Annotated in this window: 12 protein-coding genes; 6 read left to right on the forward strand and 6 right to left on the reverse strand. The window is 57.4% G+C overall.

From position 1 onward, the window contains the following. The first annotated feature begins 85 nt into the window (after positions 1–85). Together ACN0XZ_RS00075 and ACN0XZ_RS00080 are read left to right on the forward strand one after the other, a co-directional pair. Positions 86–2,182: a TonB-dependent receptor plug domain-containing protein gene (locus tag ACN0XZ_RS00075; RefSeq protein ID WP_417455656.1), complete on the forward strand. Its 2,097-nt coding sequence runs from the start codon at positions 86–88 to the stop codon at positions 2,180–2,182. Positions 2,183–2,371: 189 nt separating this feature from the next. Beyond that, a complete protein-coding gene (locus ACN0XZ_RS00080; RefSeq protein ID WP_417455657.1) occupies positions 2,372–5,626 on the forward strand; it encodes a WD40/YVTN/BNR-like repeat-containing protein in 3,255 nt (1,084 codons plus the stop codon). Between the two features lie 101 nt (positions 5,627–5,727). On the opposite strand, the gene ACN0XZ_RS00085 is transcribed toward ACN0XZ_RS00080, so the two are convergent. Beyond that, complete coding sequence (locus ACN0XZ_RS00085; protein WP_417455658.1) at positions 5,728–7,458, reverse strand: N-acyl-D-amino-acid deacylase family protein; 1,731 nt, start codon at positions 7,456–7,458, stop codon at positions 5,728–5,730. A gap of 264 nt (positions 7,459–7,722) precedes the next feature. Here ACN0XZ_RS00085 and ACN0XZ_RS00090 point away from each other — a divergent pair, with 264 nt between their 5' ends. Further along, on the forward strand, positions 7,723–8,910 hold the full coding sequence (locus ACN0XZ_RS00090) for a JmjC domain-containing protein (protein WP_417455659.1): 1,188 nt from the start codon (positions 7,723–7,725) through the stop codon (positions 8,908–8,910). 14 nt (positions 8,911–8,924) lie between these two features. Here the strand turns inward: ACN0XZ_RS00090 and ACN0XZ_RS00095 are convergent, their stop codons facing one another. Continuing rightward, the gene (locus ACN0XZ_RS00095) at positions 8,925–9,647 is read right to left on the reverse strand and encodes a TetR/AcrR family transcriptional regulator (protein ID WP_417455660.1); all 723 of its coding nucleotides are present in this window, start codon (positions 9,645–9,647) and stop codon (positions 8,925–8,927) included. A 189-nt stretch (positions 9,648–9,836) separates the two neighbouring features. Here ACN0XZ_RS00095 and ACN0XZ_RS00100 point away from each other — a divergent pair, with 189 nt between their 5' ends. After that, positions 9,837–12,173: a TonB-dependent receptor gene (locus ACN0XZ_RS00100; protein WP_417455661.1), complete on the forward strand. Its 2,337-nt coding sequence runs from the start codon at positions 9,837–9,839 to the stop codon at positions 12,171–12,173. Between the two features lie 57 nt (positions 12,174–12,230). Next, complete coding sequence (locus ACN0XZ_RS00105) at positions 12,231–13,109, forward strand: alpha/beta fold hydrolase (protein WP_417455662.1); 879 nt, start codon at positions 12,231–12,233, stop codon at positions 13,107–13,109. A gap of 22 nt (positions 13,110–13,131) precedes the next feature. Here the strand turns inward: ACN0XZ_RS00105 and ACN0XZ_RS00110 are convergent, their stop codons facing one another. Genes ACN0XZ_RS00110 through agaR form a run of 4 tightly spaced genes read right to left on the reverse strand, consistent with a single transcriptional unit; the run spans position 13,132 to position 17,311 of the window. Continuing rightward, complete coding sequence (locus ACN0XZ_RS00110) at positions 13,132–14,046, reverse strand: ROK family protein (RefSeq protein WP_417455663.1); 915 nt, start codon at positions 14,044–14,046, stop codon at positions 13,132–13,134. 3 nt (positions 14,047–14,049) lie between these two features. Next, the gene (locus ACN0XZ_RS00115; RefSeq protein WP_417455664.1) at positions 14,050–15,171 is read right to left on the reverse strand and encodes an SIS domain-containing protein; all 1,122 of its coding nucleotides are present in this window, start codon (positions 15,169–15,171) and stop codon (positions 14,050–14,052) included. A gap of 33 nt (positions 15,172–15,204) precedes the next feature. Further along, positions 15,205–16,491, reverse strand: a complete 1,287-nt coding sequence (locus tag ACN0XZ_RS00120; RefSeq protein WP_417455665.1) for a D-tagatose-bisphosphate aldolase, class II, non-catalytic subunit — start codon at positions 16,489–16,491, stop codon at positions 15,205–15,207. Between the two features lie 52 nt (positions 16,492–16,543). After that, positions 16,544–17,311, reverse strand: a complete 768-nt coding sequence (gene agaR / locus ACN0XZ_RS00125) for a transcriptional repressor AgaR (protein ID WP_417455666.1) — start codon at positions 17,309–17,311, stop codon at positions 16,544–16,546. Positions 17,312–17,586: 275 nt separating this feature from the next. Here agaR and ACN0XZ_RS00130 point away from each other — a divergent pair, with 275 nt between their 5' ends. Next, positions 17,587–18,984, forward strand: a complete 1,398-nt coding sequence (locus ACN0XZ_RS00130; protein WP_417455667.1) for a Gfo/Idh/MocA family oxidoreductase — start codon at positions 17,587–17,589, stop codon at positions 18,982–18,984. The last annotated feature ends 6 nt before the right edge of the window (positions 18,985–18,990 follow it).

Consider the following 18,990-nt stretch of genomic DNA (forward strand, 5'->3'; position numbering starts at 1 on the left):
TTCCTTGCGGCAAGACCATACCTATAGTGCGGTAACACAAAATCTCAGCCTTCATAAAAAGACGGCGATAAACGGCGAGGCTCGCATGAGGAAACAACAAGAGGAAACACGAGGTGCCCATGCCTTGAGGCGGCACCCCACCCCTAAGCGCATGCCCAATCGCATCTATGGGCGCATCCATGGTACCACAGTAAGGATTGGCCGCCTTGCCGCCAGCGTGCTGGCTATCGCATCCACGGGTACCGTGGCCGCAGAAGATGCCGCACCGGGCAACTTGGATGAAATCAGCGTCACCGCCATCCGGAGCGAAGACCGCGCCCTTCAGCCTGCCCATACCTTGAGCGAGCAGGATATTGAGCGCAGGCTTCCGACCGACTTTAACGAAGTGTTCCGCGCCGTTATGGGCGTAGGCATTCGCACCAATTCACGCGGGGAAGCTGTGCTCAGGCTTCGCGGGTCTGAAGAGCGCCAGTCACAGATATTCATTGACGGTGCGCCCATCAGCGTGCCGTGGGATGGCCGGGCTGACCTCTCCCTTTTCCCTGCCAGTTTCATCCGGAATGTGAGCATCATTAAAAGCGCGGCGCCCATTGAATATGGCGCGAACGCCGTGCTTGGGGTGGTGGATATCTCCACCTTTGAGAGGAGCGACGTCTTCAAACTGAACGCCCGCAGCGAGATGGGTAACCACGGCTCGTATCTGATGGAAGGCGAAGTTTTTGTACCCGTTGGCGGGGTGGATCTGCAGCTTGGCGTCAACCATTTCAGCCGTGACGCCATCAGCGTGGCCGACGGCGCGCCTATACCGTTTGACCCACAAACCGGTGACGGGCGAACCAACACCGACCTTGAAAGCACCAGCTTCTTCGCCGCCGCCGCCCTTGAACGGGAGTGGGGCAGCTTCCGCATCTCCGCCATGGATATCGACGCTGATAAAGGTATCGCTGCCGCCGCCCATATTGACCCTGCTGAGGGCAGCCCCCGTTTCTGGCGCTACCCCGATTGGCACATGACCCAACTGAGCCTTGCAGGCGACATTGCGCTCAGCGAGACAACCGACCTTCGCATGAACGCCTGGCACCAGCGGTTTGAGCAGAAGATTGTCTCCTATGATGACATCACCTACAGCACGGCAGAAGAACAGCAGGACGACCGGGACCGCACCTATGGCGGGCGGCTTGTGCTCTCACAAGACTGGCAGGCACTGACGACGCGGCTTGTGACCTCCTTGCAGGAAAGCACCCACACGCAGTTTGAAACCGACCTGATTGCGGACACCAGCACAGAGCCGGAACAGTTCCGCCAGCGGTTGATCAGCATCGGCGGTGAGGTGGATATCCCGCTCAGTAACACAGTAAAAAGCTCACTATCGCTGGCGTATGACCGTGCCTCCACCCCACTGACCGGCGGACGGCCTGTGCAGCCTGCCATCTCCAACTGGGCGGCAGGCGGTGCTTTGGAGTGGCAGGCATCAAACGAGCTGACGATAACGACAACCCTTGGCCAGCGCACCCGCTTCCCCACCATGCGGGAGCTTTACGGCAACGCGCTGGGCCGGTTTCTCCTGAACCCTGACTTGAAGCCCGAAACCGCCCTTGTGGGTGACCTCACCTTCGCGTGGACGCCCGCCGCACTGCCGCTTGAGCTAACGCTCACCCCCTGGTTCACACGCATTGATGATACACTGTCGCAGCGTAACGTGACGATAGACGGTGTCTCGCGCAGGCAGCGTTACAACCTTGAAGGCTCACGAGGGTATGGCATCGAGATGGGGGCAAACTGGCAGGCCTCAAGCACCATAACGCTTGAAGCCAATGCCTTCTGGCAAGACCTGAAGGCAGACCGCCCGGCAGGCGGCACCCGGCCCGTGCTGTATCAGCGGCCAAAGGGCCAACTGCTGCTGGCCGCAAACTATAGCTTCGCAAACGGAGGAAACATTCGGGCGGAGATGAACCATCTGGGCCACGCCTTCGATGAGAATGAAGACGGCACAGTTGCCCGCCTTGATGGCTCAACCGAGTTTAACGTCAAATTCTATATGCCGGTCAAAGTGACCACCTACGGCATCTGGCAGATATACGGCGCGGTGAACAATATCACTGACACAGTGGTGCCTCCCCAGCTTGGCCTGCCCGACGCCGGACGCGCATTTAAACTGGGTATTCGCCTCGTGAGCGACTGATCGCATAGGCACCTCGCGAATATGTGAAGTGCAGATGAACTAAAAACTGCCACGATAGCGTCCGGATCAGGAGCGCCGTCTGTGTTGAGTAATGTGTGAGAATTGTCTGACCTAGACAATCCAAAGGGTGTTGGGGGGCCATCTTCCAACAGAAAATTGAAAAGAACCGATACAAACGGGGGGATACCTATGAAGTTCGGGATAAATATTGCACTTGCAATTATGCTCGCTGCCACACCGGCGATGAGCGCAGATGATGACAAACTGATGTCTGCCAAGACATTCGACGGCCTCAAGGTCCGCAACATTGGGCCTGCTTATATGTCTGGCCGGGTGGCGGATATCGCCGTTGACCAGACCAACCCAAATATCTGGTATGTGGGCATCGGCTCAGGCGGCGTATGGAAAACCGTCAACGCTGGCACGACATGGACACCGATTTTTGACAAACAGGCCGTCTATTCCATCGGCGATGTCACCATTGACCCAAGCAACCCAAACATTATCTGGGTTGGCACAGGCGAAAACAACGGTGGCCGCCATATCGCCTTTGGTGACGGTGTTTATAAGTCGCTTGATGGCGGCAAAACATGGAAGAACATGGGCCTCGGGAAGTCCGAGCATATTGGTGACATCATCGTTCACCCCACCGATTCCAACACCGTGTGGGTTTCATCGCAAGGGCCGCTGTGGTCCAAGGGTGGTGAGCGCGGCCTCTTCAAGACAACGGACGGCGGCAAAACATGGCGCAATGTGCTTGAGGGTGACGAATGGACCGGCGTTGGCTCTGTTGCCATCGACCCCAAAGACCCAAACAAGCTTTATGCCGCCACATGGCAGCGCCAACGCACTGTTGCAGCCCTTGTAAACACGGGGCCGGGCTCCGCGCTTCATACGTCAGATGACGGCGGGGAGACATGGACAAAGATGACCAACGGCCTGCCCAAGGAAAATATGGGCAAGTCCAGCATCGTTGTTTCACCACAGGATTCGAACGTGGTTTATGCGTCGATCGAGCTTGATGAGCGCAAGGGTGGTTTCTGGCGGTCGTCTGACAAGGGCGCGAGCTGGGTGAAAATGTCTGACAAGGTCGCAGGCGGCACTGGCCCGCACTACTATCAGGAAATTTTCGCGGACCCTGATACGTTTGACATGCTCTATATGTCCAACAACGCAAGCGCGGTCTCAAAAGATGGCGGTAAAACATGGGAAACCATGAACCTCAAAAACCGCCATGTGGATGACCACGCCTTTGCTTTCCACCCCACCGACCCGGATTTCATCCTCGTGGGCTCCGATGGTGGGCTTTATGAAAGCCGGGACGATATGAAAACCTGGCGTTTCATGCAGGGTATTTCCGTCACGCAATTCTACAAGATCGCGGCTGACGACGATTACCCCTTCTATAATGTTTATGGCGGCACGCAGGATAACTCCACCCAGGGTGGGCCAAGCCGCACCATGCGCGCGGACGGCATCAAAAACTCAGACTGGTTCCTGGTCCTGGGGGCTGATGGCCACCAACCAGCGACCGAGCCTGGCAACCCTGATATCCTTTACGCACAGTGGCAAAAGGGCAGCCTCACACGGCACGACCGCAAGCTGCGTGAAAGCACCTTCATTCAGCCGCAACCCAAGCCGGGTGAACCCGCTGAACGCTTCAACTGGGATGCGCCGATTAACGTTTCGCATCACGACCCGAAGCGGCTTTACCACGCGTCACAGCGCCTGTGGCGGTCAGACGATCGCGGCGATAGCTGGACCCCGATCTCCGGTGACTTGACCCGGAACGGCAACCGGCTGCATATGCCGATGATGGACCGCACCTGGAGCCGCGAGGCCGGGTGGGACCTTTACGCCATGTCTGACTATCACACCATCGCGAACGTGGCGGAAAGCCCGGTTGATGAAAACATCCTCTATGTGGGCACCGATGATGGCCTCATTCAGGTGACATCAGACGGTGGCCAGAACTGGACCCGCTATGAAATTGGCAAGATCAAGGGCGTGCCTGCACGTGCTTATGTCAATGATATCAGAGCAGACCGTTTTGACGCTGACACGGTTTACGCAGCGCTCGATAACCACAAGGAAGGGGACTATAAACCCTACCTGATCAAGAGCACCAACCGCGGCAAGTCCTGGCAGCTTATCACCACCGGCCTTGGGGAGAAAAACCTCGTCTGGCGTATCACGCAGGACCATGTGAACAAGGACCTGATGTTCCTCGGGACCGAGTTCGGCCTCTACTTCACGGTTGATGGCGGCAAGGAATGGATTGAGCTGACAGGCGGCGTGCCGACCATCTCCTTCCGTGATGTGCGCATCCAGCGCCGTGAAAATGACCTTGTGGCGGGCAGCTTCGGGCGTGGCATCTTCATCCTTGATGACTATACCCCGCTTCGCGGTCTTAACGCCGCAGCGCTTGAGAATGAAGCGCTGTTGTTCGCGGACCCGGAAACGCTCCTCTATATTGAAGACGAGCTTCATAGCGACAGCCAGGGCGATGACCAGTGGGTGGCCGAAAACCCACCTTACGGCGCAACCTTCACCTATTATCTGAAGGACAGCATCAAATCGTCCAAAGAGAAACGGGTTGAGGCTGACAAGAAGGCTGTCAAAGACGGCAAAGGCGTCCTGTTCCCTGCGTGGGATGTGCTGGAGGCTGAACGCCGCGAAGAAGACCCGGCTGTTTTCATCACCATTCGTGATGCGGCAGGGAACGTTGTCCGCCATGTAGCGGCCCAAAACAAAAAGGGCGTACAGCGTGCAACGTGGGACCTTCACCACGCGGTGAAAGAAGCCATCACCAATGAGCCACGGCCGTCCTATCTGGGTGAGCTGAAAGGCGTTATGGCGTTGGCTGGCCAGTATACGGCGCAGCTCAATGTTCGGGAAAATGGCACTATCCGCGAACTGGCTGCCCCGGTCTCGTTTAACGTTACCAACTATATCAACCCAACGCTTGAAAACGCGCCAATGCCAGAAGTTCGTGCCTTCCAGCAGCGGGTGATCAAGGCGGAAGCTGCGGTGAAAGCGGCCAGCATCACCATCACTGACCTTCAGAAAAAGATGGAAGGCTACCGTACGGCGCTTGACCGCACGGCAGACCAAAGTGCGCTTGAAGCACAATATGCTGCTATCCGGGCGGAGCTTTTCAGCATTGAAGAAGCGATTGACGGGCAACAGTCCCGCGAGCAGATGGGTGCAACACCTGCCACCATCTCAAGCCGGGTCAGCTTCGCCAAATTCAGCAGTTCAACAAGCTATGGCCCAACACCGCAAAGCCACGAACAGCTCGGCTATGCGCTTGAGGCTTTCGCAAGCGTGAAAGCGCGGCTTGAAACGCTGATGGGCACAACGCTGCCTGCCTTTGAAACCGCGCTCATTGAAGCGGGTGCACCATGGGTGCGCGGCGGGGCAATGCTGCCTGATCTGGACTAAACCTTCAGATATCCTTTGGCATAATTGCTGAGTGAAACAAAAAACCACCGGGTCAACGCCCGGTGGTTTGTCTTTATAGATGGCCTTGACGCGCCGACAGATTAGCCCTTACAGGCACCACCGTCCGGCCAGCCTGTCCAGCCACTGCCCCGCAAAGCGCGCCCTGGTGTGGCACCTGTGTGGCTGCCGCCAGCCACCACCTGCACACCGTTCACGAACACATCCCGCACCCCTGTGGCATACTGCTGGGAGTTATCAAACGTGGCGTGGTCGGTGACTGTATCCGCGTCAAAAACAACAATGTCGCCAAAATAACCGGGGGCCAGCATGCCGCGCTCCTTCAGCCCCAGATTGTTGGCCGGGAAGGCTGTCATGCGGTGCACAGCACTTTCAAGCGTGGTGGCGCCCATCTCGCGTACATAGCGGCCAAGAAGCCGCGCGAAATTACCATAAGCCCGTGGGTGGGTATTGGATTTGAGGAACACCCCTTCCGCCGCAGGTGCCCCGGCGTCTGAGCCGAAAGACATCCACGGCAATGCCACAGCGCGCGCCACATTCTCTTCGCTCATCATAAAATATGCGACAGAAACCCGCGTACCGTCCTCAACCACAAGGTCCATGGCGGTTTCCTCCGGGCTGGTGCCGCGAAGGGCCGATACTTCCGCCAAGGTCATGCCGGTATATTTTTTAAGATCAGGGTTTTTGAAACCCATCAGCAAAGCGCCTTCCGCGCCGCCCGCTGCGTTATAGAGGTTTTCCCAGCCGTCGCCCGGCGCTTTCATCTCGGATGCCACACGGGCACGGATTTCCGGGTCTTGCAGGCGTTCACGCCATTTCTCAAACCCACCGGCCTGCACCCATGTTGGCATGGCTGCATCAAGCCCCGTAGCGCCTGCGGTATATGTATACATATCTGCGGTGATCCTGAGCCCTTCAGCCCGCGCGGCTTCAACGCGGGCGATGGCATCATCTATCTTGCCCCAGTGCGCCTGCCCCGCCTGTTTAAAATGATAAATCTCTGCCGGGGCGCCACTGTCCCGCGCGATGGTGATCAGCTCGTCTATCGCTTCCAGCAACCTGCCCCCTTCCGAGCGCATATGGCTTATATACATGCCGCCGCACTGCGCCGCTTCGCTCACCAGCGCTGTCAGCTCAGCGGTGCTCGCGAATGTGCCCGGCGCATAAATCAGCGATGAGCCAACACCAAGCGCGCCCTCTTCCATCGCTTGCCGCACAAGGCCGCGCATTGTGGCAAGTTCCGCCTCACTTGGCGCCACATCATCTTCCCCAAGCGTGTGCACCCGCACGGTCTCGGCGCCCACGAAAGACGCGATGTTCGGTGAAATGCCCTTCGCTTCCATATAGTCGAAATATTCACCGAGTGTGGTCCACTCAACGGGGAAGCGCAGGTCGCCCTGCTGGTCTATCTTGTCTTGTTTCATGGCGTCATTCAGCGGACCCATGGACGTACCTTCCCCCATGACCTCAAGCGTCACGCCCTGCAGCAGGTCTGACATGCCGCGCCCATCCACAAGAAGCGTGTGCGGCGCCCAGCTGAGCATATTGATAAAACCGGGAGAGACCACATGGCCGCTGGCGTCAATCTCGCGCGCGGCCTTGGCTGGGCTCCGCCCCTCAGTGACAGCAGTGATTTTATCACCGTCCACCACCACATCACCGACGAAGCCTTCGGCCCCGCTGCCGTCCACAATCAACCCGCCCCGGATGATGAGGTCATGTTGCTCTTCCGCCTCCGGCGAGCATGCCGCGACAAAAAAGAGCAGCACCGCCGCCACACCCTTGCAGTATCCAAAACCGGTTGTTTGTCTCATCGCTTGTCCCCCATGGTATACGGCGGGCGGGTCAGGCCGCCCTGATTTCAACCCCAGCATAGAGGCATCAACGCATAAATCCATAGTCTGAGCGCGTGTGGTGGCGGGAGGCGTATTTCCCGTATGCTTGGCCCTTGCATCGCACCGGGCACTTCTGCCATGATCCGCACCGAAAACAAGGGGCAGTTCAGCTCCCGCACATGAGAGACTATCCGCCTGTTCGCACCATGACACCCATGACGGGGACAGGCACAGAGGCACGGCATGATACTGCAAGAAGCAAAAGACACCATCGCCCGGGTTCTTGACCCCATTGGATATGACAAATTTTTCGACGAGATTTTTGGCCGCAAACATCTGGCTGTCATCGGCGGTGATGCCGCGGGTTGCCGCATGCTTCTGGGTGATGACCCAAAAAAAACCATCCTTGGTGGATATGAAGATTACGCCCATACGCTGACATGCCATATCCGCAACGCGGCAACCCCGCCGCCCATGCCGCGCCGCGTGCCGGACGCGCAAGGCTTCGCGGACCTGATAAAAGAGTATCACGAGCGGGACTATACCATCCGCGTGCCAGAGGCCACCAACCTCACCCCCGCCTTGGCGGAGTTTAACCGCGCCCTTGATATCGTGGTCGGCAACCCGACCGGCACCGTTATTTTCTGGAGCGAAGGTGGCGCTGAAGCCCCCATCCATGAAGATGAAGTGGATGTGATTATCATCCAGCTCCTTGGTAAAAAGCGCTGGTTTATCTCGAACGACCCACCTCGCTTGCCAAACGACTGGAAAGCCCTTGGCGCAGGTGAACCGCCTATGGGGCAATATAGCACCTATGACGTAAGCCCGGGGGATCTGCTTTACCTGCCGCGCGGCACAACACACACGGTGCAATCCACCAGCGAGAGCATTCATCTGGCCATCGGTTTCAAGCCGGTAACGGTACGGGACGCTGTTATGTCCATGCTGGATTATCTATCGGACCTTGATATGCCCCTGCGCACCCAGCTTGGCAGCCGCGCCGATGCCCTGGCGCATAACCAGCTCAACCAGCCCATGGTGCGCCAGATCGGGGAGACCATCCACAAGCTGCAACAGGGTTTGCGGTCAGAGGCCTTCATTCGGGATTCGCTCGCGCACCGGCATGCAAAAATGCTGATGGAACTCCCAACCCTGCCCAAAAACACTCTGGCGAAACCACTGACGCCAGATAGCCGTGTGCGCCAGCACCCGCTGGCCACAGCGCGGCTGTGCGTGACCCCGAGCATCCTTGATTTCCGCCAACCGGGCAAACATACGCTCATCCACCTTGGGGTGGAGGGCTCTGTTCGTTTCATGATGGACACGCCTGAATTTCGCGTGCGCGACATTCCGGGAGAGGTGGGCGATGACGTACGCGTGGCACTCACCAAAATGTTTGTCGAAAACGGATACCTGACAGTGGTGGCATAACACCGGGGCGGCGCTTAGGCCCCACTTGGGCCTGTTCCCATCTGCATCAGGGCACGGCCGTAAAGGTCGGTCATATGTTCAAGGATGGTGACAAAATCGTCTGACCGGCATTGCCCGCTTGAGAGCACATCAATGCGCCCCGTCTGCGCCAGCGAAAGCGAGATAGAGCCGGACATCATATGGTAAAACCAGTAGAAATCCGCGTCTGAAAGATCAGGCCGCACGCGGCGCATCATCTTCACCAGCCGGTGCACAACCCCGTCAAACGGTGTTTCCGCGATCTTCAGTTCAGGATCAGATACGGTGCTGTTTAATTTGGCCACCAGCGCCCCATAGTTGAGGTGCCCCGGCTCACCCTTGATCATGAACTCAAAGGTTGGTTTCAGGTAAGCACTGACAAGCCCAAGGGCAGTGTAGTCACCGCCGCACTCTGCCTCATAGGCATCAAGCGACGCCATGCGGCTGTTGTTCACCATGTCTGCGCGGCGCTCGATCACCGCCTTAAAAAGCGCGTCCTTGGTGCCAAAATAATAATGAAGGAGCGAGGTATCTGCGCCTGATGCCTTCGCGATCTCACGCAGGGTTACACCGTGATAGCCCCGCTGGGCAAACAGCTCCTCTGCCGCGTCCAATATGCTTTCGCACGATTCCTCACGCCGATCCGCCTGCTTGCGGCGGCGTTGGCGCGGTTTTGCCGCATGTTGCTTTTCCACACTGTGACCCATTGCGTCTGGCATACGCTTCCCCACATACACGGTAACCTGCGCCGCTTCCCCTCGGCTCCCTTATAAGGTGCGCAAAGCGATGGCGGTTGGCAAGTCCTATCTAAATTTATTTATTGGTCAACTAATAAATAAATTGACAACACCAGCAAACTCATTCATCTGAGAAGGTGGAACATCACCGCCTTGGGAAGGGGAAAGTCGATGACGGTCAACAAATCTATCACGCGGCAGCCGTGGCTTGCCGCCGCATCATCCATGCTGGCGCTTTCATTTGCGGGTACGCCTGCGCTTGCACAAGACAGCGCTGAGGCCGATACGGTCTCCGACATCGACACCATTGTGGTGACAGCGCGTCGGCGCGACGAAAGCCTGATGGAAGTGCCCATCGCCATGTCGACCCAAAGCGCGGAACAGCTTGATCTCAGAGGGGCGGCGGATATTACCGCGCTCCAGCGCACCACACCCAACCTCACATTGCAGGTTTCACGTGGCACCAACTCAACGCTTACCACCTTCATTCGCGGCATTGGCCAGCAAGACCCGCTTTGGGGGTTTGAACCCGGCGTTGGCCTTTATGTGGATGATGTTTATATCGCCCGCCCGCAGGGTGCGATCCTCGACATTCTGGATGTTGAGCGCATCGAGGTGCTGCGCGGGCCACAAGGCACGCTTTATGGCCGCAACACCATCGGCGGCGCGGTTAAATATGTCACCGCCAAAATGAAGGGGGAGCCCACGTTCCGCGCCCGTGCGAACTTCGGCAGCTACGGCCAGCATGATTTCATTTTCGCGGGCTCCGTACCGCTCACAGATACCCTCTCGGTTGGCGGCGCATTCGGGCTTTATAACCGCAACGGCTATGGGGAAAACCTATATACCGGCGCAGACACCAACAACAAGGATGCATGGTCTGGCCGCCTGAGCGTTGAGTTCAGCCCCACGCCTGACCTCTTTTTCCGCGCGTCTGCTGACCGCACGGAAGACACCTCAAACGCCAACCACGGCCACAGGGAAGCGGCGGTGCCCGCAGCCTATGCTGGCCCACCCATCACCGTGCCGTTTGGCATTAATGTGCCTGCAGGGGCCTTCCCGGTGCAGGAAGGGGTGTATGACACCTGGGCCGGGCTTGGTGACTTCAACAAGGTTGTGACCGAAGGCATCTCTTTCCTCGCGGAATGGACAGTGAATGAGACACTTACGCTCAAGTCCATCACCGCTTACAGGGACGGTGTAACAACAACCGAGGGTATCGATTTTGACGGCACGCCAGCGCCTATCCTTGATATCGCCGCACCCGACACGGTGTATGACGACAACCAGTTCTCTCAGGAGTTTCAGGCGCTTCTGAGCTTCGGCGGCGTGAATGGCCTTGTGGGTGCCTACTATCTCGATGCGTCCGCAAGTGGGGGCTATGACACCATCATCGGGCTGGGCGCTTCCGCCATCCCCGGCGCGCCAACACCCAACCTTACGCAAGGCACCAGCGGCACGGTGGATACAAAATCCTATGCCCTGTTCGCGGACTTTGACGTGGACATCACAGACAGGCTGAGCCTTTCCGTTGGTGGCCGCTGGACGCGGGACGAAAAAACCGGTGTTGTGTTCAAGGCCAACTATCTTGGCCTTGGTAGCCCGCTTTCCGGCGGCAACGGTATCCAGATCCAACTGCTGACCGACTATACCAACTCGCTCACCTTTGAAGAGTTTACACCGCGCGCGAGCCTTTCTTATGCGCTGACCGACGATATGAACGTTTATGCCGCCTATAGCCGCGGGTTTAAATCCGGTGGGTTTGACATGCGGGGCGATGCGGTCGCCACGCCCGACACGGTAAATGGTTACGAACCCGAAACGGTAGACTCGTATGAGCTAGGGCTCAAAGGCGCGTTTTTTGAAAACCGCCTCACCCTCGCCACAGCCATTTTCCATGCGTCCTACAACGGGCAACAGGTGACAAGCCAGCAGGTGAACGCCACCGGCTCAGGCGTTGTCAGCTTCATTGACAATGTGGGCAGCTCCACCATCAAGGGGCTTGAGATTGAAGGCACCGCGCGCTTCACCGATGCGCTAAGCGCCGACTTCGGCCTCGGTTTTATTGACGCTGAGTTTGATGAATATCTCGCCTATGCGCCCAACCCATCCGCGCCGTCCGCCTATGTCATCACCGACGTGGCTGACAGCCGCCAGTTCCAGAACACACCAAAGTGGAACGGCAACTTCGCGCTGAACTACCGCCATGATTTGGGTGACAACGGCAGCATCAACATTCGCGGCGGCATGTCCTTCCGCAGCCTGTCCTCCATGTTTGAAACACCAGCGCCGGAGATCGATCAGGAAGCATACCAGCTTTATGACGTGAGCGTGGTGTGGACCTCGGCTGACGATAGCTGGCGTGTTGGTGTGCATGGCCGCAACCTCGGCAATGAGAAATACCGCACCGGCGGGTACTATTTCCCCGGCCTTGCGTTCGGCGATAGCATCATCGGCTTTTATGGCCCACCGCGCACCGTCACGGCCTCGCTTGAGTATCGTTTCTAAAAAACCAAAAAAGGGGCGCCTCATTACTCGCTGGCGCCCCAATAGCCTGGACCCTTTATGAGCACAGAAGTTGATTACACCCCTCTTCGCTGGCGATCCCATGATGGCCTGACCCTGGAAGCGCGGAATTATGCGCCCGCAGCCCCGAGCAAAGAAGCGCCGATCCTATGCATCCCAGGGCTTACCCGGTCGGCGCGGGATTTTGACGAGGTTGCGCCTTGGCTCGCGAAACACGGTCGCCGGGTGATTGTGGTGAACCTGAGGGGGCGTGGGCCATCAGGCTATGACCCAACAGGGCGCAGCTATAAGCCCGCCACCTATGTGCGTGACATGCAGGCGCTTCTAAAGCATGAGGGGCTTGAGGCCACTTACATCATTGGCACCTCGCTCGGGGGGCTGGTGGCCATGGGCATGGCATCTGCCAACATCCGGCAGGTCGCAGGCGTGGTGCTGAACGATATCGGCCCTGCGGTTGATCCGGCGGGCCTCAAACGCATTGCGTCATACGCGGGCAAAACACCGCCTGTTAGTACATGGGCGGACGCTGTGGCCTACGCCAAGTTCACCGGCGAAACGGCCTTCCCTGATTTCAAGGATGCCGACTGGAAGAAGCTGGCCAAGCGCACCTTCAGGGTGGATGAGAACGGCGGCCCAGCCTTCGACTATGACCCCAAGATTTTCAAACCTGCGCCTGCGTTCGCCATCAAGATCGCGTCATTTTTCCTGTGGCGCAAGTTCAGGCATATGGCGAGCAAACGGCCCACGCTTGTGCTGCGGGGCGCGATCTCGGACGTCCTGTCTGCCACCACCGTGCAGCAGATGCATGACCGTGTGCCCACCCTCACATCAAAAGAGATACCCGGCGTTGGGCACGCCCCCACGCTGGATGAACCAGAAAGCCGGAAAGCCCTTTCGGCCTTCTTCCTCACACTCTGAAAGGGCAGAAAAGTGAGTGTTTTTAGCAGCCTGCAACCGCCTGTTGCGCCAGGATGGCCGCACCGCGGCTGCCGCTGGCGTCGCCAAATTTGGCGCGGCGGATCACCGGTGCTTTTGCGTTGTTGAACAGATGATTTTCAATGGCCGCAGGCAGGCGTTCAGGAATGCCGTCAATAAGCGACACACCGCCCCCAAGCACAATGATATCCGGGTCGTGCAACAATACGAGGGTCGCAAAGGTTGAGCCCAGAATATCTATATAAACATCAAAGGTTTTGGCCGCTGCCGCATCACCCGCCCGCCACGCGGTTGCGAGGCTGGGGGCATCGGCAAAACTGCCACCAAAATACTGCTGCAGGAACATAAGGCCCGGGCCTGAGATATAACCTTCCACACAGCTTGGCAGCCCACACCCACACGACCTGAGCGGCAGGTCATAGCGCTGCTGCATCAGGGCAGGCAGTTGGATATGGCCATATTCACCCGCAATGCCTTGCCGCCCCGCTTCCAGCACACCATCAACCACAAAACCGCCAGCGGCCCCAGTGCCAAGCACCGCGCCATATACATTGCGAAACCCAGCACCCGCCCCGCCTGTGGCTTCAGAAAGCGCGAAGCAGCGGCAATCGTTCCCGATCGTCACCTTGCGGCCAATGCGGGCACTGAGGTCACGCCGCACGTTGCGGCCATTAGCCGCCGGAATATTCGAACAAAGGGAGCGACCATCGGCATCAATAAGCCCGGGAATACCAAGCCCCACAGCGCCCTCAACCGCAAATTTTGCGTCAGCCTCAGCCGTAAGTTCGGCCAGCGTTTCAATGAAAGCATCATAACTATCGGTTGGTGTGGCCCTGCGCCACCGGTCCACAGCATTGAGGTCATCGGCATAAACCGCGATCTCGATCTTCGTGCCCCCAACATCAATGCCGTAGATCATGCCCTATCCTTCAAAACCATATATAGCCACGCCCTGCACCACCCGGTTTACTTCCCCACTTGGGCAAGGATTATCAGGCGTGACATCATGCGCGAGCGAGGTGTAAAACGCCAGCATCTGGCAATAGGCGATATAGGGAAGCCCAAGCCAGATATCGCCCATATTGGCACCCTGAAGTGCGGGCAGTTCCGAGAGGTCCCTGAGCGCCTTGAACTGGTTATCGCGCCTCAGTTCCGCGATCAGGTCGCTATCATACTTGCGGGTGTAGGCATCGCTGCTGGGCAGCACGACAACCACCGCCGTGTCATCCACCATTGATTTAGGGCCATGGCGAAAACCAAGCGGGCTTTCCGCATAACAGTCAACCCGGCCGGCGCTCAGTTCCAGCATCTTGAGTGCGGCTTCTGTCGCCACACCCATCAGGGCACCACTGCCAAGGTAAGCGATGCGTTTGAAGCCCGTGCGGGCAAGCGCACGGATATCATCCTGCCCGTTTGCCACGAGCTGCTCGGTCGCCGCCGCAGCCGCTTCAAGCTGGGCGTCGCATCCGGTAAACACACAAAGGGTTGCCACCAGCATGGAGGTGTAGCTGCTGGTCATCGCAAAGCTTTGATCAAGCGTTTCCTCAGGCATCAGCAGGCAATAGCTATTGGCAGCCTGCCGGGCGGCTTTTGCGAGCGCGCCTTCCTTGTTGCACACAATAACCAGATGGAAACAGTTCTCAACGATCTGGTCTGCAAGCTCATACGCGCCGACACTTTCCGGGCTATTGCCTGACCGCGCGTAGGAAATGAGCAGCGTGGGTTTGTCGCGCAACAGCCAGCCATCCGGGTTGGCGACGATATCGGTGGTGCTGATATCTTCCACCCGGCGGGAGAGGGCTTTGCTGAGATGCGGCGCGAGCGCCTTGCCCACGTATGCTGATGTGCCAGCGCCGGTCAGGATGATGCGCAAACCCTCATGGGCGAGCACACCTTCAAGCCAGGCATCAAGTGCCGTGCGCTGCGCGGCAACGTCGGTGCATACCTTGCGCCAGGCGGCCGGTTGCTGCGCAATCTCGCGCGCGGTCCAGTATGCGCCGTTCGCGCGCAAGCTCTCTTCGGTCATGTTTAGAAATTCAGTCATAAACGGGTGTATTTCTCTCTGCTAGGCGTGCCTTCAGCCGCTGTTGCCGTTACACGCTTCGGCATATGTTTCTGTCACCTGCCTGATTTTGGCTTTCACCAGTTCTTTTGCTTCTGCCCGCAACTCACCGCGCCTCACACTCGCATATTCTGCGGGCATGAACTGGCTGATAAGCGGCAGCGGGATACTCACCGCATCCAGGTTCGCAAACATCTTGTCCACTGCCGCCGCAACATCCCTCTGCGGCCAATAGTAACGGATACGGTCGCTATAGCTATAGCGGCGATAAAGCGCCTGCCGCTCCGGTGTACCGTCATAAAAACGTTGCCAGTTTTTTGGGTCACGCAGCATGGCTTCCTCGCACACATCCCGCAGGTTTGAGCGGGCGTCAGCACCAATAATCGCGTCCTCAATGTAACTGAGCGCAAAAAGCGCTTCCCTCAGCGCGAAGGTAAGCTGTGGCCCCACCTTCAAAATCGCAAAATGGTCCCGCACCAGCGCCTTATAATTCTGCGGTGCCTGATAGTCTGTTGAATGGGCCTCAAAAACCACATTATCCACCTTGGCGATCAAGCCCTTCAGCGCTGTTGCCGCCTCAGGCACATAATCGATAACGGCAGTGTGGTCGAATTCAACACCCGGCTGGACAACGAGCCCGATCACACGGGTCCAGACCGATGGGAGGTGCGCTTCCTCGAACGCCTTGAAGTGGGTTTCAAGGGTAACGAGAGCGCGGTCTGGGGGGGTGACCTCGATAGTTGTGATCTCCTCATCCGCCCCGCCGGGTGGCGGCACTTCCGTGCCAATAATGTAGACGACATCGCTATCGCCAAACTCTGCTTTTGCGGTGCGTTCAGCCACAGCGCACAGCTTTGCGGCCCGCTTTGCTATAACCTCATCCGAAAGCGGCACCGCATCCCCCGCGCAGGGCATGGAACAATCAAGGTGGATTTTCTTGAAGCCCGCTTTGACATAAGCTGCAATCAGGTCTTCTGACTTTGCCATGGCCGCATCGGCACCTTCCGCTTGCCAGCACACAGGGCCAAGGTGATCACCCCCCAGCATCACGCGTTCAAACGGGAAGCTGAGCCCTTCAGCAATACGCGCAACAAAAGAGACAAAATCGGCAGGTTTCATACCGGTATAACCGCCAAACTGGTTTACCTGATTGGCAGTGGCTTCGATGAGAACCGCCGTGCCATCTTTTTGAGCCTGCTCGATCGCGGCCTCAATGACCAGCGGATGCGCTGAGCAGACCGAGTAGATGCCCCGCATCTCCCCGCGCCTGTTTGCCGCAACGATGTCCCTTATTGCCTGCATATTCTTGTCCCTTGATCTTGTGCTTGCTGGCGTTGTTTTGTTGTGTGCGGGGTTAGTCGTCCGCGATGATGATGCGCACACCTTCCTTCTCAAGTGACTGGGCAAACGCATCAGGAATGCCGGTGTCGGTGATCAGGATATTGATATCGGCGAAGCTGCGAATTTTATGCACGCCAGAGCAATTGAACTTGGACGAATCCGTCACCACAATGATCTCTTTTGAGACCTCGCACATCAGCCGGTTCAATATCGCTTCCGGTTCAAAATGTGTGGTGAGCCCGGCTTGAAAGTCAAAGCCGTCCACTCCCAGAAACACCTTATCGAAATGATAGCGCAGCAAGCTTTCTTCCGCCTGCCGCCCATAGAACGACTGTGACTTCTTGCGGAGGGTACCGCCTGTCATCAGCACCTCAACACCTGTATGGGTCATCAGGTTTTGCGCTACGTTCAGGCCGTTGGTCATCACCACCAACCGCTTGAAGGCGTGAAGCGAATTGGCGATCTCTGCCGTTGTGGTGCCTGAATCGAGGAGGATAGCCTCCCCCTCGTTAATCAGCGCACAGGCTTTCCGCGCCAACCCGCGCTTGGCACTCAAGTGCTTGGCATGTTTCTCGTCAATCGACAGCTCCTGCGTGATACGGTTGCTGGCCACAGCACCGCCCCGCGCCCGCACAAGAAGCCCCTTCTCATCAAGGATATTGAGGTCCGTGCGGATGGTTACGTCAGACACCCCGTATTTGAGGGCGAGATCAGGCACCTGCACTTTGCCCTCCTTCAGGGCCACCTGCACAATGTCATGCCGTCTTTCGATCGTATTCATGCTTTCGATTCCCAACCAATGTCTTTCGCATTTTTGTATGAGGTAATTTTCGAAACCTTTCAATCCAAAAAAAATTCACAGCACCTTTCGAAACTTCAGTTCATTGATATTAAATGATTTTTACTGAATATTTTTTTAACAAACCTACCTTTCCTGGCTTAAAACGAAAGCTTTCGAAAGTTTTTTTTCTTGTTTTTGGACTTTCATTGCCGTTTTCTTTATAGGCATTCAGCAGTTTCGAAATCATACGAAACATTAGAGATAAGGGTGAGGGAATGGATCGTTTGAACCGCCGTAAATTCTTGCAAACCGCATCAGCACTGGCTGCCACCGGTGTCGTGGCTGCATGTGCATCGGGCAACACGCCGACAGCAACAGCGCGTGTACCGAAGGGCCAACAAAGTGTCATGGGCCTTGTGGTGCCAAAAATGGACCGCGTGCGCGTCGCCTTTATTGGTGTCGGCGAGCGCGGCATCAACCATGTGAACCTTATGTGCCTGATCGACGGTGTCGACATCAAAGCCATATGCGACACCCATCAGGCGGTACTGGACCGGGCGGTAAACTCTGTTGTCACAAACGGCCGCCCCAAGCCTGATACATATGGCGCCCATGAATATAGCTACCGCGACATGCTGGACCGGGACGATATCGACCTCGTATTGATCTCAACACCTTGGCGCTGGCACGTACCCATGGCTGTGGATGCAATGAACAGCGGCAAGCATGTGTTTGTAGAGGTGCCCGCGGCTGTCACCATCGAAGGAGCATGGAAGCTGGTTGATACCGCCGAACGCACCCAAAAGAACTGCATGATGGGCGAGAACGTCTGTTATGGGCGGGATGAGCTGATGGCACTTAACATGGTGCGTCAAGGCCTGTTTGGCGAGTTGCTGCATGGTGAAGCCGCATATATTCATGAGCTTCGCTGGCAGATGAAACAGCTTGATCACAAGACCGGCTCGTGGCGCACCGAGTGGCATACCAGAAGCAACTCCAACCTATACCCAACCCACGGGCTTGGCCCCATTGCGCAATATATGAACATCAACCGGGGTGACCGGTTCGATTACATGAACTCCATGAGCAGCCCCGCGTTGGGCCGCGCGGCCTATGCGAAACGCGAGTTTCCGGCAGGCCATGAGCGCAACCAGCTCAATTATATCGCCGGTGACATCAACACCAGCATCATCAAAACCAAACTTGGCCGCACCATCATGGTGCAGCACGATACCACCACCCCGCGCCCCTACTCGCGCCACAATCACATCCAGGGCACCAATGGCGTATTCGCAGGCTTCCCCAACCGCATTGCGGTTGAGCACGGCGGCATGATCGACCCGGAAACCGGCAAGCCCAAAAGCTTCCACGAGTGGGATTATGACATGGAGCCCTGGTACAAGAAATATGAGCACCCCTTGTGGGAGCGTATGGGGCGCGAAGCCGAGATAGCGGGAGGCCATGGCGGCATGGACTTCCTGATGCTGTGGCGCATGATCTATTGCCTCAGGAATGGGGAGCCGCTTGATCAGGATGTATACGACGCTGCCGCATGGTCTGTCGTAACGCCGCTATCGGAACAGTCGGTCAACGACCGGGGCAACAGCAAAGATTTTCCTGACTTCACCCGCGGCGGCTGGAAGACCGCCAAACCACTGGGAATTGTCAGCTAAATAGCA

The sequence above is a fragment of the Kordiimonas sp. genome (assembly GCF_048264555.1).
Classification (GTDB): domain Bacteria; phylum Pseudomonadota; class Alphaproteobacteria; order Sphingomonadales; family Kordiimonadaceae; genus Kordiimonas.